27 protein-coding genes are annotated in these 26,277 nt (G+C 60.4%); 12 read left to right on the forward strand and 15 right to left on the reverse strand.

Annotated features, from left to right (window positions below; all coding sequences use genetic code 11):
• Positions 1 to 922: 922 nt before the first annotated feature.
• Positions 923 to 1,582: an OmpH family outer membrane protein gene (locus HDF15_RS08270; RefSeq protein ID WP_184254532.1), complete on the forward strand. Its 660-nt coding sequence runs from the start codon at positions 923 to 925 to the stop codon at positions 1,580 to 1,582.
• Positions 1,583 to 1,696: 114 nt separating this feature from the next.
• Positions 1,697 to 2,965, forward strand: coding sequence for an isoaspartyl peptidase/L-asparaginase (locus tag HDF15_RS08275; RefSeq protein ID WP_184254534.1), 1,269 nt, complete (start codon positions 1,697 to 1,699; stop codon positions 2,963 to 2,965).
• Positions 2,966 to 3,225: 260 nt separating this feature from the next.
• Here HDF15_RS08275 and lepA read toward each other — a convergent pair whose 3' ends face one another.
• Complete coding sequence (gene lepA / locus HDF15_RS08280; RefSeq protein WP_184254536.1) at positions 3,226 to 5,028, reverse strand: translation elongation factor 4; 1,803 nt, start codon at positions 5,026 to 5,028, stop codon at positions 3,226 to 3,228.
• A gap of 192 nt (positions 5,029 to 5,220) precedes the next feature.
• Between lepA and HDF15_RS08285 the strand changes: the two genes are divergently transcribed.
• Positions 5,221 to 7,029: a lytic transglycosylase domain-containing protein gene (locus tag HDF15_RS08285; protein ID WP_260330933.1), complete on the forward strand. Its 1,809-nt coding sequence runs from the start codon at positions 5,221 to 5,223 to the stop codon at positions 7,027 to 7,029.
• Between the two features lie 250 nt (positions 7,030 to 7,279).
• Positions 7,280 to 8,089: a hypothetical protein gene (locus HDF15_RS08290; RefSeq protein ID WP_184254540.1), complete on the forward strand. Its 810-nt coding sequence runs from the start codon at positions 7,280 to 7,282 to the stop codon at positions 8,087 to 8,089.
• Between the two features lie 203 nt (positions 8,090 to 8,292).
• Here the strand turns inward: HDF15_RS08290 and HDF15_RS08295 are convergent, their stop codons facing one another.
• From HDF15_RS08295 to HDF15_RS08340, 10 genes are all read right to left on the reverse strand, one after another.
• Complete coding sequence (locus tag HDF15_RS08295) at positions 8,293 to 8,850, reverse strand: peroxiredoxin (protein WP_184254542.1); 558 nt, start codon at positions 8,848 to 8,850, stop codon at positions 8,293 to 8,295.
• Between the two features lie 93 nt (positions 8,851 to 8,943).
• Positions 8,944 to 9,843 (reverse strand): LpxI family protein, encoded by a 900-nt coding sequence (locus HDF15_RS08300; protein ID WP_184254544.1) that lies wholly within the window; start codon positions 9,841 to 9,843, stop codon positions 8,944 to 8,946.
• The gene (locus tag HDF15_RS08305; protein ID WP_311733063.1) at positions 9,840 to 10,139 is read right to left on the reverse strand and encodes a helix-turn-helix transcriptional regulator; all 300 of its coding nucleotides are present in this window, start codon (positions 10,137 to 10,139) and stop codon (positions 9,840 to 9,842) included. Before HDF15_RS08305 ends, HDF15_RS08300 begins: the two co-directional genes overlap by 4 nt.
• Positions 10,136 to 10,327, reverse strand: a complete 192-nt coding sequence (locus tag HDF15_RS08310) for a type II toxin-antitoxin system RelE/ParE family toxin (RefSeq protein WP_260330934.1) — start codon at positions 10,325 to 10,327, stop codon at positions 10,136 to 10,138. Before HDF15_RS08310 ends, HDF15_RS08305 begins: the two co-directional genes overlap by 4 nt.
• 24 nt (positions 10,328 to 10,351) lie before the next feature.
• Positions 10,352 to 10,729, reverse strand: coding sequence for a DNA-binding transcriptional regulator (locus HDF15_RS08315; protein WP_260330935.1), 378 nt, complete (start codon positions 10,727 to 10,729; stop codon positions 10,352 to 10,354).
• Entirely contained in the window at positions 10,662 to 11,036 is a 375-nt protein-coding gene (locus HDF15_RS08320) for a type II toxin-antitoxin system RelE/ParE family toxin (RefSeq protein ID WP_184254546.1), read from the reverse strand. Before HDF15_RS08320 ends, HDF15_RS08315 begins: the two co-directional genes overlap by 68 nt.
• A gap of 32 nt (positions 11,037 to 11,068) precedes the next feature.
• Positions 11,069 to 11,854 (reverse strand): acyl-ACP--UDP-N-acetylglucosamine O-acyltransferase, encoded by a 786-nt coding sequence (gene lpxA, locus HDF15_RS08325; RefSeq protein ID WP_014263606.1) that lies wholly within the window; start codon positions 11,852 to 11,854, stop codon positions 11,069 to 11,071.
• Positions 11,851 to 12,390 carry a 3-hydroxyacyl-ACP dehydratase FabZ gene (gene fabZ, locus HDF15_RS08330; RefSeq protein WP_260330936.1) on the reverse strand — a complete coding sequence of 180 codons (540 nt, stop codon included), beginning with the start codon at positions 12,388 to 12,390 and terminating at the stop codon, positions 11,851 to 11,853. The genes lpxA and fabZ overlap by 4 nt, the downstream gene beginning before the upstream one ends.
• A gap of 113 nt (positions 12,391 to 12,503) precedes the next feature.
• Complete coding sequence (locus HDF15_RS08335) at positions 12,504 to 13,346, reverse strand: hypothetical protein (protein ID WP_184254550.1); 843 nt, start codon at positions 13,344 to 13,346, stop codon at positions 12,504 to 12,506.
• A gap of 9 nt (positions 13,347 to 13,355) precedes the next feature.
• Entirely contained in the window at positions 13,356 to 14,168 is an 813-nt protein-coding gene (locus tag HDF15_RS08340; protein WP_184254551.1) for an SDR family NAD(P)-dependent oxidoreductase, read from the reverse strand.
• A gap of 70 nt (positions 14,169 to 14,238) precedes the next feature.
• On the opposite strand from HDF15_RS08340, the gene HDF15_RS08345 reads away from it, so the two are divergent.
• On the forward strand, positions 14,239 to 14,640 hold the full coding sequence (locus tag HDF15_RS08345) for a DoxX family protein (protein WP_184254553.1): 402 nt from the start codon (positions 14,239 to 14,241) through the stop codon (positions 14,638 to 14,640).
• 453 nt (positions 14,641 to 15,093) lie between these two features.
• Here HDF15_RS08345 and HDF15_RS25805 read toward each other — a convergent pair whose 3' ends face one another.
• Genes HDF15_RS25805 through HDF15_RS08355 form a run of 3 tightly spaced genes read right to left on the reverse strand, consistent with a single transcriptional unit; the run spans position 15,094 to position 16,564 of the window.
• Positions 15,094 to 15,336 (reverse strand): hypothetical protein, encoded by a 243-nt coding sequence (locus HDF15_RS25805; RefSeq protein ID WP_260330937.1) that lies wholly within the window; start codon positions 15,334 to 15,336, stop codon positions 15,094 to 15,096.
• Positions 15,287 to 15,601, reverse strand: coding sequence for an MmcQ/YjbR family DNA-binding protein (locus HDF15_RS25810; protein ID WP_260330938.1), 315 nt, complete (start codon positions 15,599 to 15,601; stop codon positions 15,287 to 15,289). Before HDF15_RS25810 ends, HDF15_RS25805 begins: the two co-directional genes overlap by 50 nt.
• 18 nt (positions 15,602 to 15,619) lie before the next feature.
• Positions 15,620 to 16,564 carry an aldo/keto reductase gene (locus HDF15_RS08355; RefSeq protein WP_184254554.1) on the reverse strand — a complete coding sequence of 315 codons (945 nt, stop codon included), beginning with the start codon at positions 16,562 to 16,564 and terminating at the stop codon, positions 15,620 to 15,622.
• A 117-nt stretch (positions 16,565 to 16,681) separates the two neighbouring features.
• Between HDF15_RS08355 and tyrS the strand changes: the two genes are divergently transcribed.
• The 6 genes from tyrS to HDF15_RS08385 all read left to right on the forward strand — a co-directional run bounded on the left by tyrS (position 16,682) and on the right by HDF15_RS08385 (position 24,462).
• Positions 16,682 to 17,974 carry a tyrosine--tRNA ligase gene (tyrS, locus tag HDF15_RS08360; protein ID WP_184254556.1) on the forward strand — a complete coding sequence of 431 codons (1,293 nt, stop codon included), beginning with the start codon at positions 16,682 to 16,684 and terminating at the stop codon, positions 17,972 to 17,974.
• Positions 17,975 to 18,493: 519 nt separating this feature from the next.
• Entirely contained in the window at positions 18,494 to 19,210 is a 717-nt protein-coding gene (locus HDF15_RS08365) for a YoaK family protein (RefSeq protein ID WP_184254558.1), read from the forward strand.
• Positions 19,211 to 19,236: 26 nt separating this feature from the next.
• The gene (locus HDF15_RS08370) at positions 19,237 to 20,655 is read left to right on the forward strand and encodes an NAD(P)/FAD-dependent oxidoreductase (protein WP_184254560.1); all 1,419 of its coding nucleotides are present in this window, start codon (positions 19,237 to 19,239) and stop codon (positions 20,653 to 20,655) included.
• Between the two features lie 55 nt (positions 20,656 to 20,710).
• On the forward strand, positions 20,711 to 22,042 hold the full coding sequence (locus tag HDF15_RS08375) for a hypothetical protein (RefSeq protein ID WP_184254562.1): 1,332 nt from the start codon (positions 20,711 to 20,713) through the stop codon (positions 22,040 to 22,042).
• Positions 22,043 to 22,108: 66 nt separating this feature from the next.
• A complete protein-coding gene (locus HDF15_RS08380) occupies positions 22,109 to 22,870 on the forward strand; it encodes a MerR family transcriptional regulator (RefSeq protein WP_260330939.1) in 762 nt (253 codons plus the stop codon).
• Positions 22,867 to 24,462, forward strand: a complete 1,596-nt coding sequence (locus HDF15_RS08385; protein ID WP_184254564.1) for a lipid II flippase MurJ — start codon at positions 22,867 to 22,869, stop codon at positions 24,460 to 24,462. Before HDF15_RS08380 ends, HDF15_RS08385 begins: the two co-directional genes overlap by 4 nt.
• On the opposite strand, the gene iscX is transcribed toward HDF15_RS08385, so the two are convergent.
• The gene (gene iscX, locus HDF15_RS08390; RefSeq protein ID WP_014263592.1) at positions 24,459 to 24,680 is read right to left on the reverse strand and encodes a Fe-S cluster assembly protein IscX; all 222 of its coding nucleotides are present in this window, start codon (positions 24,678 to 24,680) and stop codon (positions 24,459 to 24,461) included. The two genes, HDF15_RS08385 and iscX, sit on opposite strands and share 4 nt — an antisense overlap.
• A 475-nt stretch (positions 24,681 to 25,155) precedes the next feature.
• Here iscX and HDF15_RS08395 point away from each other — a divergent pair, with 475 nt between their 5' ends.
• Positions 25,156 to 26,232 (forward strand): radical SAM protein, encoded by a 1,077-nt coding sequence (locus HDF15_RS08395; protein ID WP_260330940.1) that lies wholly within the window; start codon positions 25,156 to 25,158, stop codon positions 26,230 to 26,232.
• Positions 26,233 to 26,277: the final 45 nt, after the last annotated feature.

The following is a 26,277-nucleotide window of genomic DNA, read 5'->3' on the forward strand; positions in this document are numbered from 1 at the left end:
CATACCATCCTGGGGCAAAGCGAACCCAGGCCAACACGCGACAGCGTGGTGGTTCGGGGCGCGTCGCCCCAGGTTAGGTGCAGGAGAAAGAGTTGAGGGCTGTAAGCCCGGCTCAGCTTCTGTGCAGGGCACGATGAATCGGGCCTACAGCCCTCTGCCTTCTTGTTGATTCTGTACCTAGGGCTACGCTTGCAGCGAGCGAGAACCGCTCGCTGCTCCGCTCCACCCCAAGCTGGGATGAAACGGGCCCTTGGCCCTAAAGATCAGACATCTTCGGCACGGGTAACCTGTGCCCTTAATGAAACACTGATTTTGGTTCTTAAAGCCCTCGGGCCACCTCCCCTCCCCGGAAGATGGCCCTCAGCTTCTAACGGCCAGTCACTGGCCTCCCTAAAGTGGCTCCGCCTGAAGCAGAACCGGTTCGGAGGGTGGCGCATCTCTAATCATCATTAGGTGCGACTTCATGCCCTGATCCCGAACATCCAGCCTTACACTTTGCATCGGGAGGTAAAACCTTCCGTGCCGAAGTGCATGCTTCGAACACTGAGATATAAAGCAATCTTCGTGCCAAACCCGAATACCCTTTATTTCAAGGGAATTCGAGAATACCGGGAATGATTTCTATCCAAAATCCGGAGATAGCCCTACCCGTGCTCCGTTTTTCGGAAGAATTGCCTAAAAAGGCACGTCAACCTGGGTCTTTTCGGACGTTGACCATGCCAGAGGCCTCTCCTATAATCAGAGACGCTGAACTGGAACATTTGGACGGCAGCCAACGGCACTCTGCGCCCGCAACTCTCTCCTTTCAACAGTCAGAGATATTGAACCGAACTGCCGATTCCCGATCCAACGCTTTAGCCATCGATCTCTCGACGAATAAGCCAACCAATCTCTCCATCCTGTAAGGAGTCTCAAACACCGCATGAACCGCACCCTTGTTTTCGCTACCGCGCTGGCTGCAGGCCTGGCCACCACCAACCTCTTTGCGCAGGCTCCTGCTGCGCCCGCCGCCGCACCTGCTGCTGCCGCTGCTGCTCCCCAGGCTATTCCTGCCAAGGTTGCCATCATCGCCTTTGAGCAGGTCGTCGTCGCTACCAATGAAGGTCAGCGCGCCGTCGCTGAAGTTCAGAAGAAGTACGAGCCGAAGAAGAGCCAGATCGAGACCCAGGGTGCCGAAGTCGACTCCCTCAAGAAGCAGCTCCAGGCCCTGCCGGCAAGCGCTTCCGATGATCAGCGCGCTTCGCTGATCAAGAGCATCGACGTCAAGGACAAGGCCCTTCAGCGCGATGCCGAAGATGCTCAGAACTCTTACCAGAGCGACCTGCAAGAGGCCTTTGGCAAGGTAGAGCAGAAGGTTGGTCAGACCGCAGTGAAGTACGCGCAGGATAACGGCTTTACGCTGCTGCTGAACCGCTCCGGCAACCCCCAGGTTCCCGATCCCATCCTGTGGTTCGCACAGACCACCGATATCTCGCAGGCTGTCGTCAACGCCTACAACGTAAGCTCGGGTGTAGCCGCTCCTGCTCCGTCGGCTCCTTCGGCGGTTCACCACACGACACCAGCCGCCGCACCGAAGAAGTAGTTCGGCAGCAGCAAATAGGTAGCAAACAAGAACGGGGGCCTTCGGGCCTCCGTTCCTGTTTCTGCTCGGTGATACCCTTCTTCCTACATTCGAGAGATTTGGAGTCCTCCCCCTTTGACGACGCGACGTAATTTTCTTTCCCTTGGCGCCCTGAGTGCTGCCGGATTCTGTGCCTCTGAACGCGAAGGCCACGCCACTCCCGCAGAACAGGTCAAGCAACTCAAACCACCGGCAAAGCCGGTCATCATCACCCGTGTGACGGGAGACCAGACGATTCAGCAGGCGTATCAGATGCTGCTCGACGGCACCGACACATTGGATGCCGCGCACCACATCTGCCTTGGCCGGGAGAACGATCCGACCGATCACAGCGTCGGTCTCGGAGGCCTGCCGAACGAAGATGGGATTGTGGAGCTGGACTCCTGCTGCATGCACGGACCTTCACGACGCGCCGGTTCCGTGGGCGGCGTTCGCAATATCAGGAACGTCTGCCTGCTGGCGCGCAAGGTCTTCGAACATACCTCGCACGTCATGATGGTGGCCGAGGGCGCGGAGAAGTTCGGCCTCGACCTCGGGTTTGCCAAAGAGAATCTGCTGACCGAGGATGCCCGCAAGATCTGGATGCTCTGGAAGGAGAACCATTCGACGATGGACTGGTGGGGAGTCCCCATGGCCGATCCCGCGTGGAAAGATCCCTACGAGGGCCGCCCTGCTCCGAAGCCGACGATGGACCTGCACGGGCTCTCGCAACTGCGCCCCGGTCCCGTGCCGCGCCATCCTACGCCGGAGTGGCAGGCCACGATCCAGGCCCGCATGCGGCAGCTTACTGAAATGGCTGCCGACCTCAACATCGAGCCGGACAAACGCCTCTTCGCCGCCGAACAGATTCTTTGGCCAACGACCGGCACCATTCATGTGTCCACGATCAATACGAAGGGCGAGATGTCCGGCGCGACAACCACCTCGGGGTTGGCCTGGAAGCTGGCGGGCAGACTCGGCGACTCGCCCATCCTTGGAGCAGGAAGCTATACGGATCAGGATGTAGGCTCAGCCGGGGCCACCGGAACAGGCGAAGAGAACATCAAGGTTGCCGGAGCGCATACCATCGTCGAGCTGATGCGGCAGGGATGGAGCCCCAAGGAAGCGGGCCTGGAGACTCTGCGGCGCATCGTGCGCAACTACAACGGCGACATGAGCAAGGTGCGCTATCTCGACATGGAGTACTACATCCTGCGCAAGGATGGCGCCTATGCCGGGGTGTCGCTGTGGAGCACGGGAGCGACCGGGAAACCACGAGCCTTTGCCGTGCATGATGGCAGCTATCGTGTCGAACCCTGTGCTGCGCTGCTACAGGGATCGATTACGGAGTGGCCGCCGTTTTAGGAGGCCACCGATCAAGTGTTACAGAGATGAATCACCCCAGAATTGTCATCTCGACCGAAGCATGACGGCTTTATGTCATGCGCAGTGGAGAGACCTGCAGGCTTGCTCGAGCGGACGATCGGGCCTGTACAAGCAAACTGCAGGTCTCTCCACTTCGGCGCAAAAGCGCGCCTTCGGTCGAGATGACAAGGTATGGGCATGGTTGAAAGAACGCATTCACACGAAGGGTCGAAAGGTTCTAGCTCTTCGCCCTATCCCGCTTACTCTTCGCCGACCTTCAGCACCGCCAGGAAGGCCTCCTGCGGGATATCGACCTTGCCGATGCGCTTCATGCGCTTCTTGCCTTCCTTCTGTTTCTCGAGCAGCTTGCGCTTACGGCTGATGTCGCCGCCGTAGCACTTGGCGATCACGTTCTTGCGGATGGCCGTCACTGTCTCGCGCGCGATGACCTTCGCACCGATCGCAGCCTGGATCGCTACCTCGAACATCTGGCGCGGAATCAACTCGCGCATCTTCGAGACCAGCGCCTTGCCGCGTTCGTATGCGGAATCGCGGTGCACGATGATGCTCAGCGCGTCGACCGGGTCGCCGCCGATGAGGATGTCCATCTTCACCATGGGCGAGACCCACGAGCCGGCCAGATGGTAGTCGAGCGAAGCGTAGCCGCGGCTGACGGACTTGAGGCGATCGTAGAAGTCGAGAACGATCTCATTCAGCGGAAGCTCATAGGTAAGCATCACGCGCGTCTCCGAGACGTACTCGAAGTTCTGCTGGCGTCCACGCTTGTCTTCGACCAGCTTCAGAATGCCGCCGACATACTCTTCGTTGGTCAGGATCTTCGCCGTGATGACGGGCTCTTCGATCTGCTCGATCTCCGTGCTGTCGGGCCAGCGCGAGGGATTGTCCACATCGAGCACGCTGCCGTCAGTCAGGGTGATCTTGTAGCGCACACCGGGTGCGGTGGTGATGAGGTCGAGGTTGTACTCGCGCTCCAGGCGCTCCTGGATGATCTCCAGGTGCAGCAGGCCGAGGAAGCCGCAGCGGAAGCCAAAGCCCAGCGCAGCGGACGACTCCGGCTCGAAGTTGAAGCTCGCGTCGTTGAGGCGCAGCTTCTCGAGCGCATCGCGCAGCAGCGCGTGCTCGTGCGAGTCGACGGTGTAGAGGCCCGCAAAGACCATGCTCTTGATGTCTTCAAAGCCCGGCAGGGCCTCGGCGCAGGGTCTGTCAACGTGCGTAATGGTGTCGCCGACCTTGGTATCCGCGACGTTCTTGATGGTCGCGACAAAGAAACCGACTTCCCCGGCGCTGAGCTCTTCGAGCACCACCGGCTTGGGCGTCATGACGCCCATGGAGTCAACCTCAAACTGGCGACCGTTGGACATGATCTTGATCTTGTCGCCCTTGCGCAACCGGCCGTTGATGATGCGGGCCAGCACGATCACACCACGATAGGCGTCAAACCAGGAATCAAAGATCAGCGCCTGCAGCGGGGCCTCCGCATCGCCCTGCGGCGGCGGCAACAGCGTAACGACGGCTTCGAGGATGTCCTCCACATGGAGGCCGGTCTTGGCGCTGACGGCGACGGCGTCGCTGGCAGGAAGCCCGACGGACTTTTCGATCATCGCCTTGGTGCGCTCGATGTCGGCGCTAGGGAGATCAATCTTGTTGATGACCGGGATGATCTCCAGGCCACCGGCGATGGCGAGGTAGGCATTCGCAAGCGTCTGCGCTTCGACGCCCTGCGACGCGTCGACGACCAGCAGCGCGCCCTCGCAGCTGGCGAGCGAGCGTGAGACTTCATAGCTGAAGTCGACGTGGCCGGGCGTGTCGATGAGGTTGAGCTGATAGGTCTCGCCGTCCTGCGCCTTGTACATCATGCGCACGGTGTGGGCCTTGATCGTGATGCCACGCTCGCGCTCGAGGTCCATGGCGTCGAGTACCTGTGCCTGCATCTCGCGCGAGGTCAGCGAGCCGGTAAGCTCCAGCAGGCGGTCGGAGAGTGTCGATTTGCCGTGGTCGATGTGCGCGATGATCGCGAAGTTGCGGATGTACTTGGGGTCCATGCTGTCCAGAGAGGCAAAAAGCCTTGAACCTCTAGGCTAACATCGCGTGACCGCAATCAGGTCGTACTCTTTGCGCTATCGGCCCGTAAAGCGTCGTGGTGTCTTCGGTGCGCATAAAGAAAATGTATAACTTTCGACAACGGCTGAACCGAACGACTGTTGCCACGTCCAACCCGTACAATGAAAAGGTTGATGGCGATCGAGCGACACACCTCCTTTCTGCGGCGACGGACCCTCGCTCTGGCCTGCGCGCCCGTGCTGTTTGCGCTTGCCCATTCGTTGGCCGCACAGACTCCAGCCGCACAACCAACGGCGCAGCAGCAGGCCCAGGCTCAACAGCTCGCGGCCTCGCAACAGCATGCGCAGAAGGTGCAGGACATCATCGACCGCGCGGAGAAGAGCTACAAGTCCGGCGTGGACAACTACAACAACAATCGCCTCGACGCTGCGCGCCAGGACTTCGACTTTGCCGTCGACACCATGCTCTCCAGCGGCATGGACCTCAAAACCGACCCGCAGCTCTCCGACGAGTTCGACCAGCTGCTCTCGGCCATTAACTCCCTGGAGATTCTCGCGCTCAAGCAGGGCAACGGATTTTCGCCCACGCTCGACGCCGCGCCCATTGACGCTGCTTCGGATGTCACCTTTCCGCCGGCTGACCCCGCCCTCCTCGGCCGGGTGACCAATGAGCTCAAGACGACGACCTCCGATCTTCCGCTGGTACTCAACGACTACGTTGCAGGTTGGATCAGCGTCTTCAGCAATCAACCGAAGTACCACGGCTATCTGAAGCGCTCGCTGGAACGCGCGGGCAAGTACAAGGAGATGATCTCCAAGATCCTGCGCGACAACGGTGTTCCCCAGGATCTTATCTACCAGGCCATCACCGAATCCGGATTCCAGCCACAGGCTCTCAACCGCAGCTCCGGTGCCGGCGGCATGTGGCAGTTCATGCCCTTCGGCAGCGGCACCTATGGCCTGGTACGCAACGGCTACTTCGACGAGCGCTTCGATCCCGAGAAGTCCACCATCGCCTACGCGAAGTACATGAAGTACCTGTACGCGCAGTTCGGCGACTGGTACCTCGCGATGGCCGCCTACGACTGGGGCCCAGGACGCGTGCAGCACCTCGTCAGCCGTACCGGCTATGCCGATTACTGGGAGCTCTATCGCCGCGGCGGCCTGCCTGCGGAGACCAAAGCGTATATCCCCGGTCTCATCGCCTCCATCATCATGGCCAGAAACCCCGCGCAGTACGGACTCACCGATCTGGTGCCCGATGCGCCCGTGCTCTTCGACACGGTGACCACGAGCTATGCGATCGACCTGAGGCTCGTCGCCGACCTTACCGGTTCGACGGTGCCGGAGATCGTCGCGCTGAATCCTGCGCTGCTGCGCCTCACCACCCCGCGCGATATTCCCTACGACCTGCACCTGCCGCAGGGAACCCGCGACGCCTACCTCGATCGCCTCAAGGAAATTCCCGAAGACAATCGTGCAAGCTGGCGCTTCCATGTCGTGAAGGAAGGCGAGACACTCGACCAGATCGCGCTCTCACTGCACGCGCATTCCGCCGAGATTGCTACGGCCAACGACATCACCCCAGGCAAGCCGATTGAAGACGGTGACGAACTGGTTATCCCCATCTCTGCCTACAGCTCTTCGGCTGGACAGCAACACTACACCGTACGTCGCGGCGACACGCTGGTTACCGTTGCCGATCGTTTCGGCGTAACGGTCGAGCAGCTCCGCACCTGGAACCGCCTCTCGTCGAACAGCGTCACGCCGGGCCGTTCGATCAATGTCGCGGAGCCTGTGCGTCTGGCCCCAGGCTATTCCAGCCGCTCACGGCGCGGCCGCAACTCAACTCGTGCAACCCGCGGCGGCAGATCTTATGCCTCTACTCCCGCTCACGGAACGAGCTCGCGTTCTCATTCTCGAAGCTCCTCGGCTGCTGCTACGAGTTCCAGAACGAGCGCAAAGAAGAGGCATGCACGCTGATCCGCGACCTGTTTTTTGAACGCGGTGCGAGTGAATTGGAATGGCCACTTTGAAAAAAAATCACCTGCACCAAAAAAGGTGCTTGCTATTTCCCTACGCCGGGCGTAATCCTGTTGCTACGATTCGCGCGAAGGGAGTGGCAAGTTTAGCCTTCTCTCCGTTCGAGATAAAGCACGACGAGCAGTTCGAAATCTAGAGTCAAGCGGCAGAGGCGATGCACAACACACGCCATCAGCCAGGGAGAAAGACGATGTTGCCGGAAGAGGAAACGATCAAACTTTACGCCGCCGCCTACGACGAAGACGAAGACGAGAGCACACGCGACTTCGACGATCTCGATGATGAGGACGACGAGGAAGAAGAAGAGGAACTCAGCGCCTCCGTCGAAGTCGTCTTCGACGAACCGAACACGCACGCCGAAGAGGCCGAACTCTTCGCCCTGCCCTCTACGCCCGTCGCTCCCTACGAGCCGCCGACACATCTTTCGTTTGAACCGACACCTGCACCTGCCGAACCCGTGGTGAGCACGCCGAAGAAGGCTCCTGCCAAAAAGGCCGTGGCGAAGAAAGCCATCAAGAAATCCCCGGCAAAAAAGGCTGTTGTAAAGAAGGCTGTGAAGGCTCCCGCGAAGAAGGCCGTTGCAAAGAAAGCTCCCGCCAAAAAGGCAGCCCCCGCAAAGAAGGCTGCAAAGAAGGCCCCGGCCAAGAAAGTGGCCGCGAAAAAAGTTCCCGCAAAGAAAACCGCGGGCAAAAAGATTACAAGTTCTGCCGCGAAGTCATCACGTGCTCTGCGCGGCGGTAAGGCTGCCTTGAAAAAGGCAGTTGGCAACAAGAGCACAATCACCAAAAAATCAACTATGAGAGGTAAGACCTTGGCAACTGTAAAGAAAGCTGTAAAGAAAGCTGCAAAGAAAGCCGTCAAGAAGGCCCCCGCAAAGAAGGCCGTCAAGAAGGCTGTTGTAAAGAAGGCTGTGAAGGCTCCCGCGAAGAAGGCCGTCAAGAAGGCTGTGAAGGCTCCCGCGAAGAAAGCCGCAGCAAAGAAGACGGCTGTCAAGAAGTAAGCCGTCCCCAACCGCAGTACAGGCAAGCAAAAGCGCCCGGCAACCTCTCACGAGGCCCGGGCGTTTTTGCGTCTGTTGCTTAGAGCATTTTCACTGTTACGGGGAACCCCAAAACGGGCGTGCTGTGGCGCTTTCATTGGGGAAAACGCCCATGGCGGTCGAAGCCTCGCACGACACCTACAGTGAAATGCTCTAGGTGGAGCTTACTTGCTGGCCTGGATCGCCGCGAGAACTTCGTCGCTGTGTCCCTGGATGTCCTTCACTTCCCACTCCTTCACGATCTTGCCGCTGGGGGAGATGAGGAACGTATCGCGCATCGCGATCGACATCGGGCCGTCCTTGGTCTGGAAGGTCTTCACAGGTACGCCATAGGCGTCGACCACTTTGTGCGCGGGGTCGGCCAGCATCTTGAAGGTGAACGAGTCCTTCGTGCACCACACCCGGTGGCTGTCGACCGTGTCGAGCGAGACGCCCAGCACGACGGCGTGCAGCGCCTCGTACTTCGGCAAATCGCGCTGGAAGTTATGCGCTTCCAATGAGCAGCCGCTGGTCTGATCCTTCGGATAGAAGTACAGCACAACCCACTTGCCCTTGTAGTCCGCCAGCGAAACCGGCGAGGCATCCTGGGAAGGAAGGGTAAAGGAAGGGGCGGACGTACCAATCGCCACTGTGTCTTTTGCAAACGCGGTAGCCGTACCGAACGCCATCAGCGAGGCGAGCCCCATGGCAAGTCCCGTCACGATTCTTTTGGAACGAAGCATAATCAATCTCCTGAAGGGCGCGCCTCTTCACTCCGGATGCGCTGCCACCTTCAGTTTACTCGCCGGTCCCGAGGCCTCGCCTGCCTATCAATGTCATTCCTTTGTCATGGAGGACGTCTGCCCCGGACCTGAAGCACCGATGATCGCGATACCTGCTGCGTCCGCTGCCGCCACCATGGCCTCGCGGTCGAAGAGCAGGGTCCGCCCCGCCTCAATGCACAGGCAGGTTGCCCCAGCCGCCTGCATGGCCTGGATGGTCGGCAACCCGACGACCGGGACATCGAAGCGCATATCCTGCTTCGGCTTGGCGACCTTTACGACCGTCAGACGGCGGTCCAGCGTGCTGGCCTCATCTTCGAGCGTCCGGAAGAGCGCACCGGCACGTGCAATGGTCGCGTCCGTGCCCTCCATGGCCTCTACAGCGACGCAGGCCCCCGCGGCGATCACTACGGTCTGTCCCAGGTCAAAACCCGCGATACCGCGCGCTACGCGCAAGCCGTAGTCAATGTCACCGCGCTCCGTCTCATCGGGAGCACGTGAGGTAAGGACACTCTCAACCGCGAGCATGGGCTCCAGGAACGCCGTCGACGACATCAGCGTGATGCCCTCATCCTCCAGCACCTTCGCCACCGCGCCGAGCAGCATGTCCGTATTGCGCGTCCGCAGGTTCAGCAGCAGCTTCGCCAACCGCCAGTCGGGGCGGATGCTCGAAAAGATCTGCTTGTGCTTCACCTGGCCGGCCATCACAGCGCGCGACACGCCCTCGCGCTGAAACATCTCGATCAGCTTCGACAGTTCACCCAGAGAAAGCCAGTGCACACGCACGAACTCAGGCTCGCGCGCCGCGCGTTCGTTGATCTCGAGGTCGGTCTCTTCCTTGATGGCCGCGACAACGACGCGCAGGCCGTGGGCACGCGCGGCGTCGAGCAGCAGAAACGGGAAGCGTCCGTTGCCGGCGATGAGACCGAGGGTTTGGTCCTGTGCGGTACTCATGCTGCTTTCAGTTCGAAATCCACGCGACGGCCAAGGGCCGTTGCCATGTTTATCAATGCGTCGATCGAAAATTTGTCGATCTTGCCCCGCAATAGATCATTGATCCATGACTGGGAGACGCCGCAGCGTTTCGCAGCCACTACCTGCGTCCAGCCATGCTCCCGGATAATGGTTCGAAGCTGCAGCATGAGTTTAGATCGTGCCTGAAGATTCGCCGCCTCTTGGGGAGAGAACCCCAATGCATCCCAGACGGATTCGAACTCTTCGATCACAAGAGGCTCTTCAACTACCTTCACTCTCTCATTAGCTGTTCGAGTCGCGCGCGCGCCAACGCGAGATCTTTTTGGCTTGTCTGCTGCGTCTTTTTTTGAAAGGCGTGCAGCACGTACACCGCCTCGGCCAACTTCGCGAGGTAGATCACTCGATACGTTCCTGATTCGACCCATACTCGTATCTCCTCTACGCCTCTACCGATGGCAGGCATCGGTTTGGAGTCGCTAGACTGTGTTTACGCGACCCAATCAAGCCCATTCTTCTCGACCAGCGTCAGTAGCTTGAGAGATGCCCCTCTGGGTTTTTTCTCCCCACGCTCCCATTGCGAAATCAAGTTTGTCGACAGTCCGAGGTGATGCGCAAATACAGCCTGACTCGTATCTTCACGCTTCCGCAGCTTTTCAATCTCCTTCGGGGCAAACGGTTTGATCGGCGTAAGGCACGATATATCGAACTCGCGCATCGTCTTCTTCGACATCACGCCAGCCTTATGGAAGTCCTCTGCTGTCTGATGAACGGCAGCTGAAACCTTCGAACGATAGGTTTTATCGGCCGGAGCAGATCTCTTCGAGAGCGCCGGCTTCGAGGAGACGCCTGACTTCTTCTTCATCATATTGAAAGATCTCCTTTGCAAGTTTGCGAAACTGAACGAGTTCACTTCGGTCGATGTTGTCTCGCTCGTTTTTTGCGAAACCATACGCAAACGTCAGACGCTTCTCTCTACGAAGCAAAACGATCGTTCTGAACCCGCCAGATTTCCCTTGCCCCGGACGGCGCAAGCGCTGCTTAAAAACGCCGCCGCCCAAATCCGCGTCAATTGAGCCCAGAGACATATCATTCGCCACTTCACAAAGATCAGCATCTGCGATGCGGTTCTTCCGACAAAACTGCGCGAAGGTGCGACTCTTGAAGACGCGCATGATGGGACTATAGCACGGAGTGTTATAGCTAGCTACTTAATCACGCCGCGCTCGCTCGACGCCACAAACTCCGCCAGATACTTCACATGCTCGCCGCCCGCACCCTGCGCGAGCATGTCGTTGATGCTTTCGAGAGCCTGGGTTGTGTTGAGTTTGCCGCTGGTGAGCAGACGCATCGCCGTGGAGAGTTCGCGAAGCTGTTCCGGCGTAAAGCCACGCCGCTGCAAACCCACCTTGTTCAGGCCATAGGCATGATTGTTGCGCTCGATCGACGTCAGCGAGTACGGCAGGACATCCTGCGTGATCGTCGTTCCGCCGCCGATATACGCGTATTTGCCGATGCGGCAGAACTGGTGCACCGGTGCCATCGCGCTCAAGGTAACGTAGTCTTCGACCGTGACATGACCCGCCAGGGTTGCGCCATTGGGCAGGATGCAGCCGTTGCCGATCGACGAATCGTGCCCGATATGCACGTACGCCATGATCAGGCAGCCCGAGCCGATACGCGTTACGCCGCCGCCGCCGTTCGTGCCGCGCGAGATCGTCACGTACTCGCGAATCGTGTTGCCGTCGCCGATCTCCACGCGCGTTGGCTCACCCGCATACTTCAGGTCCTGCGGTGCAACACCCACGCAGGCGAAGGAGAAGATGCGATTGCCCTTGCCCAGCGTCGTGTGGCCGTCCAGCACGACGTGCGAGACAAGCTCACAGTCCTCGCCCAGCACGACGTTTGGCCCCACCGTGCAGTACGGCCCCACATGACAGCTCGCCGGGATGACGGCGCCTTCGGCAACGATCGCACTGGGATGAATGCTCAAGCGTTCGTTCCCTCGGACTTCTCCGCAGCCTTCGGTTTGCGCATACGCGGCACGAGCTGACAGGTAATCGTCGCGTCCGCGACAACTTTGCCATCGACGGTACAGACGCCCTGCATCTTCACCGCACGCGAGCGCCAGTTCAACACCTTGACCTCGATGCGAAGCTGATCGCCCGGCAGTACGGGGCGGCGGAAGTGCGCCTCTTCGATGCCGGTGAACACCATCAACTTGTCTCCGCGGTCGGGAATCTCGGTCAACAGCAGCGTGCCGCCAGCCTGCGCCATCGCTTCGATGGTCAACACACCAGGCATGATGGGATAGTCAGGAAAGTGGCCGACAAAGTGCGGCTCGTTCACCGTCACGTTCTTGATCGCAACGACGCGGGTTCTGCGCTCTATCTCGATCACGCGATCGATCAACAGAAACGGATAACGGTGCGGCAGGAGGGACATGATTTCGACGATGTCCATGGTCGTCTTTTCGGCTGCTGCGGGTACTGCGGTCTCGACCGTAGTCGACGTAGGGGAATCACTCATAGCGTCGCTCAGAATATCATTCATTCCTATGCCTTCACCTCTCGGAAGCTGCCATTTCAAGGCATTTAGCATGGAGGTGACGCTGGATCCCTGACTGCACAGCCATTTAACGCTTATTTCGCCTTCTTCTCCAAAGGCCTGTCCGGATCGAACAAATCCGCCGAGAGTTTGCTGTTGTAGACCACCTTGGTCAGAAAGCGCTGTGTCACCATGTCGCCGTTGTGCAGGCGTGTGATGATCAACGGCGTCATAATGCCCTGCACCGGTTGGTAGCCGTCATACTGCTCCTCATCGACGTCGTGGTCTCTGTAAGTCGCGTTGCGCCACTCGAAGGTGCGGCTCAGTGGCAGGTGCGTGGATTCGTCCATGTCTATCGTCACCGCATCGTTGCTGGCTGTCAGCACACTCACCTTATCAGCGAGCCGCCGACCCACCATGCTCGTTCCTTCATACGTGACCAATACGTCAGGTTGATGCAGCCAGTCCTTCACGACCACCTCGAGCTTGTGCCTGCGCCGCCGCTGGAAGTCTTCGACATCGTCCTTCGGCAGCTCTTTCTTGCCGCGAAAAGTGATCTCGTACCCGTTGTCCAGCGTCCACACCTCGGCGATATCGCGCTTGGAGGTCGGAATGAAGACACCCATCTTCGACACGATCACCACACGATCTCCAAACGGCTGCGCGCGTGTGTACTCTTCGAACTCCGAGACGTACGGGTTCGCCTGGCCCTTGTAGAACGTCGCGCCCTTGCCATAGGTGATCCAGTCCACGCGATTGAGCCAGGCATCGCCCCCCAGTGCCGTGACCATCTGATCGAGCAACTTGCGGCCTCGGTTCTCTCCCTGCGCCTCAGGTGCGGACTGTGCGCTGGGAATCGCCGAAGCCTGGGCATAGGCCTGCACGGGCAGGCTTCCGAGCATCAGCAGAGCGATTGCGATCCATCCAGGATTTTTCATAGGGCTAACCTACCCAACCAATACAGCACCACCGTTGACATTGAACACCTCTCCCGACACGAACCCGGCCCACGGCGTACACAGAAACAGGATCGGCCCGGCAATCTCCTCTGGTTCCGCGGCGCGGCCGAGCGGAATGAATCCCAATGCTTTCTGGGATGCAATGGGATCGCTCAGGGTTCCCGCCGACATCTCCGTCCGCACCCAGCCGGGAGCCACGCAGTTGCACAGGATTCCCTGCGGCGCGAGTTCGCTCGAAAGGCTCTTGGTCAGCGAGAGCAGCGCGCCCTTGCTCGCGGCGTAGTCCGCATGAAAGGCCTCGCCGCGCTGCGCTGCTGTGCTCGCGACCAGGACGATGTGCCCTCTCGCTGCGCCGGGCTGCGTGAGCGGCTGGGGAAGCATTTGGGCCACGCCCGCCTGCACCAATCCGAAGACGCTGTCGAGATTGATCCCCAGCGTCCCTCGCCACTGCGCCAGGCTCATCGTCGCAATCGGCTGATCGTGCGGAGGCCAGATGCCGTGGTTCACGATGAGGCAGTCCAGCCGCCCGAACAGGCCGCTGGCTGCGGCGATCAACGCCTGGCCATCCTCGACGGTGGCAAGCTCCTGCCGCACGGCACGGCATACGGTTTCGCCGCCGCACTCGGCCACCAACTCGGCGGCCTGCTTCTCTGCCGAACGATAGCTGAACACCACCCGCGCTCCGGCCTGCCGCAGCAGCCGCACGGTCGCCGCTCCAATGCCGCGCGACCCGCCTGTTACCAACGCCACTTTCCCTTCAAGAGAAAGCGCGACACCTTTGATTTCCTGTGAGAAACTCATCTGGCAGTTGTAGCAGGACAAGCCTGCGTCTTCAAAAAGCGTCAGAACTTCAATTCACAGGAGCTCGCCGATGAAGTACATCGTTCTCGTCTCACGCCTTCTGCTCGGCCTCGTCTTTGTCGTCTTCGGTGCCAACAGCGTTCTGCATTTCATGGGTGGTTCCTCCATGCCTCCGGGGGATGCCGGGGTCTGGACAGGCCTGATGATGGCCCACCACTACATGAACTTTGTGGGAGTCCTCATGATCGTCGGAGGCCTGCTCCTGCTGGTCGGACGCTTTGTCCCGCTGGGCCTGACGATCCTGGCGCCCATTCTCGTCAACATCCTGCTCTTTCACTTTCTCTTTATGAGGCAGGGGGTCTCCATAGCTCTGGTCTGCACGTTCCTGGAACTCATCCTGCTCGTCGCGTACCACCGCAGCTTCCACTCGCTGTTTGCGCCAAATCCTGAGATCGACACGAACAAGCTGTAAGGCTCGGAACTAACGATGCTAACCGCTGTCGGATCTACCGTGGCCCCTTCGACAGATCTCCAGGCGGGGTCATCCGAACTGATCTTCGAGCTAGAGATTGAGCCGTGCAAGTAGCTTTCTGAGTCAAGATCCGGAAGGGCCCGGCTTCAGCCGGGCCGTGAGAGTTGGGAACCCGTTTCTTTCCGCTCTGCCGAAGGCTGGAGTGGAGGCGCAGCCGGAGCGACTGAATTGCTTTCCTCAATGTCGCCAAGGATGTCCAAGGCTCACCAAGGATGTACCCCTTGCTGGAGCGGTTTGTTTCGCCACGACCAAAGAAGGCAATTCAGTCGCTCCGGCTGCGCCTCCGCTCCAGCCTTCGGCAGAGAAGTGCGGCCTTTGGCCGGCTACTTACGGCATGGCTGAAGCCATGCCCTTCCGATCCCTACCTAAACAAACTGTCTGCACGGTTCGACTTCACTTCAAAATAGTTTGATCTCTGGCCTTGCGCGTGCGTGATTTCTTGGGCTTGTCCGCCAGCAGTTTTCTCCGCTCGGCGATCAGCTTCTCCTGCTGTTTCGCCGGTAGCGCCATCACCTCGCGCGTGCGCTTTGGCAGTTTGGCGAAGGTAATGGCATGGGCCCCGCGCAGTTCGTCCTCCCACTCGGGGTTACGCAGGGCGCTCCACCGCTCTACCGCAAGCCAGTGAATGCGAGCCATGTAAGGGCGCGGGAAGAAGGCCCTCCCGCTCCAGCAGCTCGGCATAGCGTTCCGGCCCGGCGGAGTACATCGCCACACCTTTGGATAGACCCTCGCCAAGATCGATCAACGCGAACATCTTGCCGCCGATAGCCTTGTCTCCAACCCAGTAAACCAGGTTGTCGCCCCACTGCATCGTCTCGACGGCATGCGGCAGAGACAGCAGAAACTTGCGTGCGCGTTCGACATCCATGCGCAGAGTATAGAACTGGAGGACCTGAGGCATGTCATCCAGTTTCGGCTTTTATGTTGATTTAACTCGTGGAATAAAGCCCGGGGAGCCGGTATTCACCACGTCATTGAGTCTTTGCCGGGTCTGAATGCGATTGATCGCGTTAAATGCGTCTTCCGGAAGGGCGGAGACGTCAAAGTTCTCTCTTGCCCGGTCCGCAGTCTTGGGCGTAGTAAGCAAAGCCGTGCCGCGTTGCACCGCCCAGGCCAGCAACACCTGTGCGGGCGTCTTTCCAATTCGTGCAGCGATTGCCGTAATGACTGGATCTTCGATCAGCCCCGGCCTCATTCCATGGCCCAGAGGCGCGAAGGCCAAAAACACGATGCCCTTCTCCTTGCAGAATTCCAGAAGCTCCGTCTCCGGAAGATACGGATGGGCCTCGACCTGGACTACGGCCGGCTTGATCCTCGCTGCTTCGTAGAGGGGCAACAGTCCATCCAGAGTGATGTCGGACAGTCCGATGGCCCGGCATCTGCCGTGGTCCACAAGACTCTCCATCGCCTTCCAGGTGTCAAGCAACGTCACACCGCGGTCGTAGATGACGTTGCCGTTTTCATCCCGCGGGTCCTGCTCGTCTCCCGCCTGAAACGCAAAGGGAGTGTGGATGAGATAGAGATCCAGATAGTTGAGCCTGAGCCTGCCCAGACTCGCCTCGAAGGCCGGTTCCACACGCTCGGGCCGATGATTGGAGTTCCACAGCTTTGTCGTAACGAAGAGGTCTTCGCGCGTAATCCCTCCTGCGGCAAGTCCTGCCTGCAGGGCCTCGCCTACCTCACGCTCGTTCCGGTATCGCTCCGCACAATCGAAGTGCCGAAATCCCGCTTCCAGCGCATCTCTGGTAGCACTTATCGTCACGGCGGCATCGGGAATCAAGGTTCCAAACCCGAGTGCAGGCATGTTGCCGGCTCCGTGGTTGAGCGGCATTGTCCTATTCCGAAAATCAGAAGATTCGATCATGATGAACCTGCTCTCCCCGAGGCGCTAATGAACTAACTGATGTTACGCGGTCCGGCGCTACGGCGACCATCTGATAAACAGGCGCTGGAACAGATTCTCTATACTTAAAGCCACCTCATGCCGACCGAAACACAAATCGCCTTTCTACCTGTCCCCGAGCAACTCGACCTCATCACCAAGGGCGCAGCCGAGATCATCCCTCCCGTCGCCGCCTCTGCTCCGGATGCCCTCGCCGCACGGCTCGAAGAGTCTCGCAAGACCGGCGTGCCGCTGCGCATCAAGGCTGGGTTCGACCCCACGGCGCCCGATCTGCACCTCGGCCACACCGTGCTGATGCGCAAGCTGCGCCACTTTCAGCAGCTCGGCCACACGGTCATCTTCCTCATCGGCGACTCTACCGCTCTCATCGGCGACCCCACGGGCAAGAACCAGACGCGCAAGCCCCTGACCCGCGAAGAGATCGACGTCAACGCCGAGACCTACAAGGATCAGGTCTTCAAGATCCTCGACCGCGAGAAGACCGAGGTCCGCTACAACTCCGAGTGGCTGGACCAGCTCGGCTATGCGGGCATCGTCAAGCTGGCGGCGAAGTTCACCGTCTCGCAGATGCTTGAGCGCGAAGACTTCCACAAGCGCTTCCAGGAAGAACAGCCCATCCACGTGCATGAGTTGCTCTACCCGATGGCGCAGGGCTACGACTCGGTCGCGCTGAAGTGCGATGTCGAGCTCGGCGGCACCGACCAGAAGTTCAACCTGATGCGCGGCCGCGACCTGCAGCGCGACGCCGGCCAGAAGCCGCAGATCATCCTGATGACGCCGATCCTCGAAGGCCTGGATGGCGTACAGAAGATGTCCAAGTCGCTCGGGAACGCCATCGGCATCAAGGACCCCGCGCCCGACATGTACGGCAAGCTGATGAGCATCAACGATGAGCTCATGTGGCGCTACTGGACCTTCCTCACCGACCTGCCGCAGTCGCAGATCGACGCCATGCGGGAGTCTGTCGGGAAGGGCGAACTACATCCGATGCAGGCAAAGAAGAACCTCGCACACGCCATCACCGCCGACTTCCACACGGCCACTGAAGCCGATGCCGCCGCCGAAAGCTGGGCGACGCAGTTCCAGCAGAAGGGCGTCGCTGAGGACGTGCCGGAGGTTGCCGTATCGTTGAGCGCTGAAGGCCTGCACACGCCTCCCGTCGAGGGCACCAGTGAGTTGCGCATCGCGAAGCTGCTGCAGCTCGCAGGTCTCGCGGCCTCTGCCGGCGAAGCCACCCGCAAACTCGGCGAAAATGCCGTCTCGATCAACGGCGAGAAGTTCAACGGCAAGACGCTGGGCAAGGAATCGCTCGGCGAAGCTCCGACCCTGCGCCTCGGCAAGAAATCCGTACGGGTGAAGTGGGTCGCATAATTTAATTACTGGACCTTGCTTTTCTTTCCACCACTCCGCGTTAGCACGGAAGAAGAAAAGGTAAGCCTTTTGCACGAGCCGTGAAATACCACGGGTACAAGCCCCAAAGGGGCGGTATATCCCAGCCCAGGGTGGAGGCGGCTGGCGAGCGCTTTTGCTCGCCGTGTCGCCGGAACCCTGGGTCAAGCGGCAAAGGAGATCTAGCCCTGAAGGGGCGACCTATCGCGGCTGCATGATAGGTCGCCCCTTCAGGGCTCTACCTTTTCTGGGGCCCGTAACCCAGGGTTCCGGCTGGCGAGCAAAAGCGCTCGCCGCCTCCACCCTGGGCTGGGATATATCGCCCCTTCGGGGCTGGCTTCCGTGACCCTTAGGGGCTTGGTCCCGGGGTACTTCGCGGCTCTCACGTAGATCCTGCAAACCACAGGTCCTACAACTTCTCATGAAACAAACTTCACATGAAATGGCGTCACTGCACTCGCATGCTCCCTTCATAGCCGACGTATGATCGTGATGAACACCATGCCCTTGCGCAGACTCACAGGCCGTAACCGCTCCACCGCCGCCAACTGGCAGCTTGCGGCCCTGCTTGCCTTTACTGCCGGTACGGTCGATGTGAGCGGTTATCTGGCCCTGCGCCAGTTCACCTCGCATATGTCGGGCATCGTCGCCGCGATGGCTGCGGACATCGCCACGCGCGGCCTCGATATTCTCCTGCAGCCTGCGGTCGTGCTCGGTTGTTTCCTGGCCGGAGCAGCCTTCTGCGCCATCCTCGTCAACTGGGAGAGGAGGCGCAATCGCGAGAGCCTCTTCGCCGTCCCTGTGCTGCTCGAAGCGCTGCTGCTGGCCTCGCTCGCGTTTCCGCTCAAGGGACACCACATCCTCCTCACACTGTGCGTGCTCAGCTTCAGCATGGGCCTGCAGAACGCCATCATCACCAAGGTCTCGCACGCTGAGATCCGCACCACGCACATTACGGGAATGGTGACCGACATCGGCATTGAGCTTGGCAAAGCCCTCTACTGGAACCGGACGACCGGACGCGTTCCTGTGCACGCCGAGCGCTCTCGCCTGCTTCTGCTCACCATGCTGGTGACACTCTTCTTTACCGGCGGGACGCTGGGAGCCTTTGCCTACCCGCACGTCGGATTCCTGTTGATGCTCCCGCTGGCCGCCCTGTTGGCCGTGCCTACCATCCTCCCCATCGCCACCGACCTGCACCTTCTGTCTGCCAGCTAACAGACGTATGATCGTGGAGGAACACCATGCCTCTGCGGACGGCCAACATCATCGGCTCCGGACCCAACGGCCTCGCCGCGGCGATCACGCTGGCGCAAGCTGGAGTAGCCGTCACGGTCTACGAGCGCAACCAGCAGATCGGCGGCGCCTGCTCGACCGCTGAGGTCACGCTACCCGGCTTTCATCACGACCTCGGTTCGTCGGTCTATCCGCTCGGCATCTGCTCGCCGTTCTTTCGCAGCCTGCCACTTGGGCAGCATGGCCTGCGCTGGATCGAACCCGACGCCCCGCTGGCGCATCCCTTCGACGACGGCACCGCTCTCACGCTCGAGCACTCCCTCGACGCCACCGCCGCCCAGCTCGACCCGCACGACGCCCGCACCTGGCGGGCGCTGCTTGCCCCCACCGTGCGCGACTGGCCGAAGATCATCGACGACATCATGCAGCCGCTGCTGGGCCTTCCCAGCCACCCTGCCGCCATGGCCAACTTCGGTCTCGCCGCCGCACTGCCCGCGCAGGCGCTCGCCCGCAATGTCTTCCGCGGGGAGCAGACCCGTGCCCTCTTTGCCGGATGCGCCGCGCACTCCGTGCTGCCGCTGACGCGCGTCGCCAGCTCCGCGACAGCCCTCGTACTCGCAGCCGCAGCCCATGCCACGGGCTGGCCCATCGTGGCGGGCGGGGCACAGGCGCTCACCGGAGCACTTGCGGGCTACCTGCTCTCTCTCGGAGGCCGCATCGTCACCCAGGCCGAGATCAGGCATCTTGACGAGGTTGATGCAGCCGACACGACGCTCTTCGACACCTCGAGCGCGGCATTGGCCCGCATTGCGGGAACAGCGCTCTCCTCCAGCTTCCGTACCCGGCTGCGCCACTTTCGCCGTGGCCCAGGCATCTTCAAGGTCGATTGGGCGCTACGCGAACCCATCCCCTGGAGCGCAGCTGCCTGCCGTCGCTCGGCAACGGTGCACCTCGGCGGTTCGCTGAGCGAGATCGCCCGCTCCGAACATGGCGCCTTTTATGGCCGGAGCTACGATAAGCCTTTCGTGCTGCTGGTGCAGCCCAGCCTCTTCGATCCCACCCGCGCCCCTGCCGGTCAACATACGGCATGGGCGTACTGCCATGTGCCCAGCGGCGCGAACCTCGACCGCACCGAAGCCATCGAACGGCAGGTGGAGCGCTTCGCTCCGGGCTTCCGCGATATCGTTCTCGCACGCCGCTCCAGCAACTCCGAAGCTCTCGAGGCATGGAACCCGAACCTGGCCGGAGGCGACGTCTCAGGCGGGGCCATGACGCTCTCCGGCATGTTGACGCGGCCTACAGCAAAGCTCTACCGCACCAGCCATCCGAAGCTTTACCTCTGCAGTTCGTCCACGCCTCCGGGCGGCGGCGTGCATGGCATGTGTGGGCACCTCGCCGCGCTCGCCGCTCTTGCGGATCACACCTGACCCATTGACCTTCCGGCCCGCAGACGACAGAATCAGAAGCATCCTGAGGCCACCCTTGTCCGATCCCTCCACGACCGCAGATGCCGAGCCTGTCCGCTGGACGCCCCTGACGCGTCTCGCCTTTCGCCTCGTCTTCTGCTACTGCCTGCTGTACGTGTTCTGCTGTGGCAATGTGACGCTCTGGAAAGTAATTCCATTTGTCGGCGAGACCCTTGAGACGTGGCTGGCGAAGCCCTTCTGGCGACCCGCGCAGTGGCTCGGCCAGCACCTGTTCCACCTGCAGGGCGTCAGCGCTGTCCTGCACCAGAGCGGCTCCGGCGATAAACCTCTCGACTGGATCGCGTTCGGCCTCATGCTCATCGTGGCTGTCGCGGCAGCGCTGGTATGGACCGTGCTCGACCGCAACCGCACGGAGTATCGAACCCTGCTCCGCTGGTTCAGCTTCGTGCTGCGGCTCGCGATCAGCTACGACATGCTGGCCTATGGTCTGTCCAAGGTTTTCCCCCTGCAGATGACGCCGCCCTCGTTGGCCGTACTCAACGAGTCCGTCGGCAATACGTCGCCGATGATCATGCTCTGGACGCTCATCGGCCTCAGCCCGGTCTACGAGATCCTCTGCGGCGCCGTGGAGGTCTGTGCGGGCTTGCTGCTTCCCTTCCGCCGGACCGCTCTACTGGGCGCGCTCCTTGCGGCGCTCTCCATGGGCAATGTGGTGCTCTACAACTTCTGTTTCGATGTGCCCGTAAAGCTCTATGCCGTCCATCTGATGCTGCTGACGCTGGTCGTGCTTGCGCCGGATCTTGGCCCACTCTTCAACTTCCTGCTGTATCGCCGCACGTCCTCTCACGGCGAGAGCATGGTTCCCGTTACCCGGCTTGGCCGGCGCATCGAAGCGATCTGCATCGCTGCACTCCTGATCCTGGGCGCAGGGGTAATGGCGTATCAGGATGGAGAGGTCTACGCCCAGCAGAGGGCGAATCGGCTACATCCTTCAGCCATTACCGGCCAGTGGCATATCGACTCGGCCGAAATCACCGTGAATGGCATAGGCACTCCCGACCCTTTGCTCTCCGGCGGAGGCCTACCGATTACCGATATCTTCTTCGAACCCACCGGCCACGCCAATCTACGCGCGACAGACCGGGTCCTCTGGCGCGCCCGGACGAAGTATGACGAGACGAAGCACACGCTCTGGCTGACGTGGGTGGGCCAGGGCCCGGCAGACTACAACGTCAGCCAAACCGACCCCTCCCATCTCGTGCTCGCTTCGGCGGGGGACGAGAAGAACGGCTATGTTCTCCATCTGACCAGGGTTCCCCTTCCGCAGCACTACCCCCTGCTCGACCGCGGCTTTCATCTCGTCAACGAATGGCCCTTCGAACGTTAGAGAATCAAGCACGTTACCCCCTCAAGCACACTTCAGGCTCCAAACCTGATCCATCCACGGAAGTGGATGAATCAAGGGGAGTACCACAGAAAAGACTGGTTTTACGGGAATTTGCATCCTATACTTCAGACTCCGCTCCTTGTTGCGCTGCCGCACGGGCGCATCGACTTCGCGGATGCTGACAGCATGGGTTCACACCAGCCAATCCGCAAGATCGTTGCTCCGGAGATTCCGGACAAGCTTTACTTTCGCATCGGCGATGTTGCGAGGCTGTGCGAGGTCCCGGCCTACGTTCTGCGCTTCTGGGAGACCGAGTTTCCCCAACTGAAACCCAATAAAGGCGGTACAGGACAGCGGCTCTATCGCAAGCGCGACGTCGAAATGGCGCTGCGCATCAAGAGCCTGCTCTACGACCAGGGCTACACGATTCCCGGTGCCCGGCAGGTCTTCAAAACAGAGACGAAACCCAAAGAGACTCCCGCCATGGCCGCCGAAGCTGCAACGCTGCAAGCTGTTCCTCAGCCACCGGTAGCGGAAGCCGCCGCGTCTCTCTCCATGCCCTCGCTGGCCCAGCTTGTCTCCCTGCGGGACGAGATGCACTCCCTGCTCGACATCCTGAGTGCGCCTGTGGCCGTGTCCGATCCAGCCTCTTTCCCTACGGAAAAACGCGAGGAGAGCAAGGTACAGGCGATGCGTCCGCGCCTGGTATTGGAGCCGAAGCCTGAGCCGAGGCCGCTGCATGTCATCTCCGAACGCCCGAAGTTGCGGCTCGAACAACGTGGATTATTCAGCGAGGAATCTCCTGAGCCCACCGATCTCTCCGAATGACGACGCCGACCGGCGACACTCGCCCTGCCAATCAATCTGTATCCAAAAGCCACACGGTCGGTTCAGCCGCTTTGCTGCTGATGATCAGCGCCTTGCTGTCAGGACTGCTTGGCCTCGTACGCATCAAGTACATCAACTCCCTGTTCGGTGCAGGCCCGGAACAGGATGCCTATCGCGCGGCCTTCGCACTGCCCGATCTCCTGGCCTACTTCCTCATCGGCGGCGCGGCCTCCATCTCCCTCATCACCATTCTCAACCGCTACCGAGAGTCTGGCCTCAACGGACAGCCGGACGACGAAGGAGCCGATCACGCGCTCTCCGTCATTCTCAGCACCATGCTTGTCGTCCTGGGCATTGGGGTTCTGCTTGCCGAAATCTTCGCGCCACAATATGTCTGGCTCGCGAACAAGGGCTTCCGTCACGATGTGCTGCGTTCCTCGCTCTGCACGTCGATGACGCGCATTATCCTGCCTGCGCAGATCTTCTTCTTCATCGGAAGCGCCATGGGGTCGCGCCTGCAGGTGCGGAAGATCTTCATCTACCAGGCCTTTGCACCGCTCATCTATAACGGCGGCATCATCCTTGGCGCTTTCCTGTTTCACCGCTGGCTTGGCGTCACCTCACTCGCCGTTGGTGTGTTCGGTGGGATGTTCATCGGTTACGGGCTGCTCAACTCGATTGGCGCCTTCCGTACCGGCCTGCGCTATCGTTTCGTCGTCGGCTTCCGCGACCCTGCTTTTCTCGAGTGGCTCAAGCTTTCGCTGCCGCTGATGATCGGAGTCTCGCTCGTCATGTTCGACCGGCAGTTTCTGAACTACTTTGCCTCCACTCGCGAAGGCGGCATCACCTTTATCGGCAACGCCAAAGATCTCTTCAACGCGCCCTTCAACGTCATCGGCCCCGCCGCCGGAGCCGCATCGCTCCCGTTCTTCGCCTCTCTCTTCCAGCAAAAGCGCGCCTGGGACTTCTCATCTTCGGTAGGCCGTGCCGTCTCGCGGCTCTTCGCGGTAGGCATGCTCGTCTCCGCCTGGATGATTGCGCTCGCGCCCTGGCTCATGGATCTCTTCCGCGGCGGCAGGTTCAAACACGCGGATGCCGCGGCAACCACTCACCTTTTCGTCATCCTCTCGTTCACACTATCGATCTGGGCTATACAGGGGATCTACGCGCGAGCCTTCTACGCCGCGAGCGACACCAAAACACCCGCCATCATCGGCACCGTTATCACGGTGCTTTCGATTCCCATCTACTGGGCATTGTTCAACGGCATGGGGCTCGTCGGCCTGGCCGTGGCCTCGGACATCGGCATTCTCGCGCAGACAATAAGTCTCGCCATCCTGCTGCATAAGAAGCGGTTGGTAAGCCTCGCACACCTGGAATTCGGCGAGCTTGGCCGCGCGCTGCTGGCAGCGGCCATCGCACTTGCCGCTACGGGCGAAGCCGTTCAGCATATGCCCCCGGTATCAACGCACAAAGGCGATGTGCTGGTGATTGCCGCAGGAAGTATCGTCTGGGCGGTGGTGACAGGTCTTGTGTTGATCGCTACAAAATCAGCGCTGCCTGCGCAGATTCTTCGTCGCCGAAAGACTTAGGCGTCTTTCGCGTCCACGTACTCCTCATGCCACGCGGTCTGGATGGCTTCGAGGATGCCTTCCGTCGACTTCGTCGGATCCCCTACAAATCCCGGCAACTGTGTCACCCATTTGTGCAGGTCGGTGAAACGCACCGAGTAGGGGTCTGTGTCCGGAAACATCTCCTGTAGTTGAATCCCGATCTCGAGCGTGTCTGTCCAGTTAATTTCGCGCGGCATGTTGTCGTCTCCAGAGTCAGTGTAACGGCAATCAAAATATCAGCGACAACGCGCACGACTTTGCGAAGAGTAGTTCCATCGTTCCGGGCATATGACTATTCAACGCGATGTTCTCCTTTCCACTATGGACACAGCGCGAAGCGCAAACCGTGACGCTTTAGCGTCGCGGGGCGGAGGGAGCCGTAGCCTTTAGGCTACGGAATAAGGGCCAGGCTAGATTTGGGCTTCAGCCCCGGGCCTTTTGTTCGCAGCCGAAAGAAGGCCCGGGCCTAAAGGCCACACCTTGCTAAGCCTCTAATTCCGTAGCCTAAAGGCTACGGCTCCCTCCGTCTCCCTGACGCTAAAGCGTCAGGGTTTGCGCTTCGCGCCGCGTTTAAAGAACACGAAAAGAGTGCGCCCTACAAAACATAGCCGGGTATCGAAACTCGCACATTCGGTCGAGTTCACCCCCGCCGCGATAGAATAAAGACTGCACATGCCCACGGAAACAGCAGCAACGAAGGTAACCCCCAGCCCCACTCCCGTGGCGCGCCGCATGCCTGCGCGACGCCGCCTGATCGCCGCCGCGCGCAAGATGCGCGAGCTCGGCTCGATTGCGTCCGCCGTGGCCTCTACGAGCCACCCCTATATGGCGCACATCGTGCCCATGCGCCGCTGCAACCTGGCCTGCACCTATTGCAACGAGTTCGACGACGTCTCCAAGCCGGTCGACATCGAGGAGATGAAGCGCCGCGTCGATCATCTCGGACGACTCGGGACCTCGGTCATCACCATCTCCGGCGGCGAGCCTCTGCTGCATCCCGAGCTTGACGACGTCATCCGCCAGATTCGCAAGACCGGCGCCATCGCCGGCATGATCACCAACGGCTACCTGCTGATGCCCGACCGCATCGAGCGTCTGAATAAAGCCGGGCTCGATCATATGCAGATCTCCATCGACAACGTCATGCCCGATGACGTCTCAAAGAAATCGCTGAAGGTGCTGGATGCCAAGCTGCGCATGCTGGCCGAGCACGCCGACTTCCACGTGAACATCAACTCCGTCGTCGGCGGAGGCATCTCCAACCCCGAGGACGCGCTGACCATCAGTAAGCGCGCGCTGGCGCTGGGCTTCAGCTCGACCATCGGCATCATCCACGACGGCTCCGGCCAGTTGAAGCCACTCGGCGAACGCGAGCGCGGAGTGTGGGACGAAGTTCGCCGCCTCACCCGCCGCAGCTACTCCCGCTTCAATCACTTTCAGGAAGCCATCGCCAACGGCCTGCCGAACGACTGGCGCTGCCGCGCGGGTTCCCGCTATCTGTATGTCGACGAGCAAGGGATCGTCTCCTACTGCTCTCAGCAGCGTGGCTATCCTGGCATCCCAGTCGCCGAGTACACCACCGAGATCGTGAAGCGCGAGTTCCTGACGGAGAAATCCTGCGCTCCGAACTGCACGATCTCCTGCGTACACCAGGTGAGCTACATCGACCACTGGCGCGCGCCGCAGCACACGACCATCACACCGGGCGGAGCAGGCCACGGCGAAAACGATCTCGTACAGATTCAATAAGCAGTTTCAAAACAATACAACGAACAACACCCCATCCTTCGACCA

It is taken from the genome of Granulicella mallensis, assembly GCF_014203225.1.
In the GTDB taxonomy this organism is placed as follows: domain Bacteria; phylum Acidobacteriota; class Terriglobia; order Terriglobales; family Acidobacteriaceae; genus Granulicella; species Granulicella mallensis_A.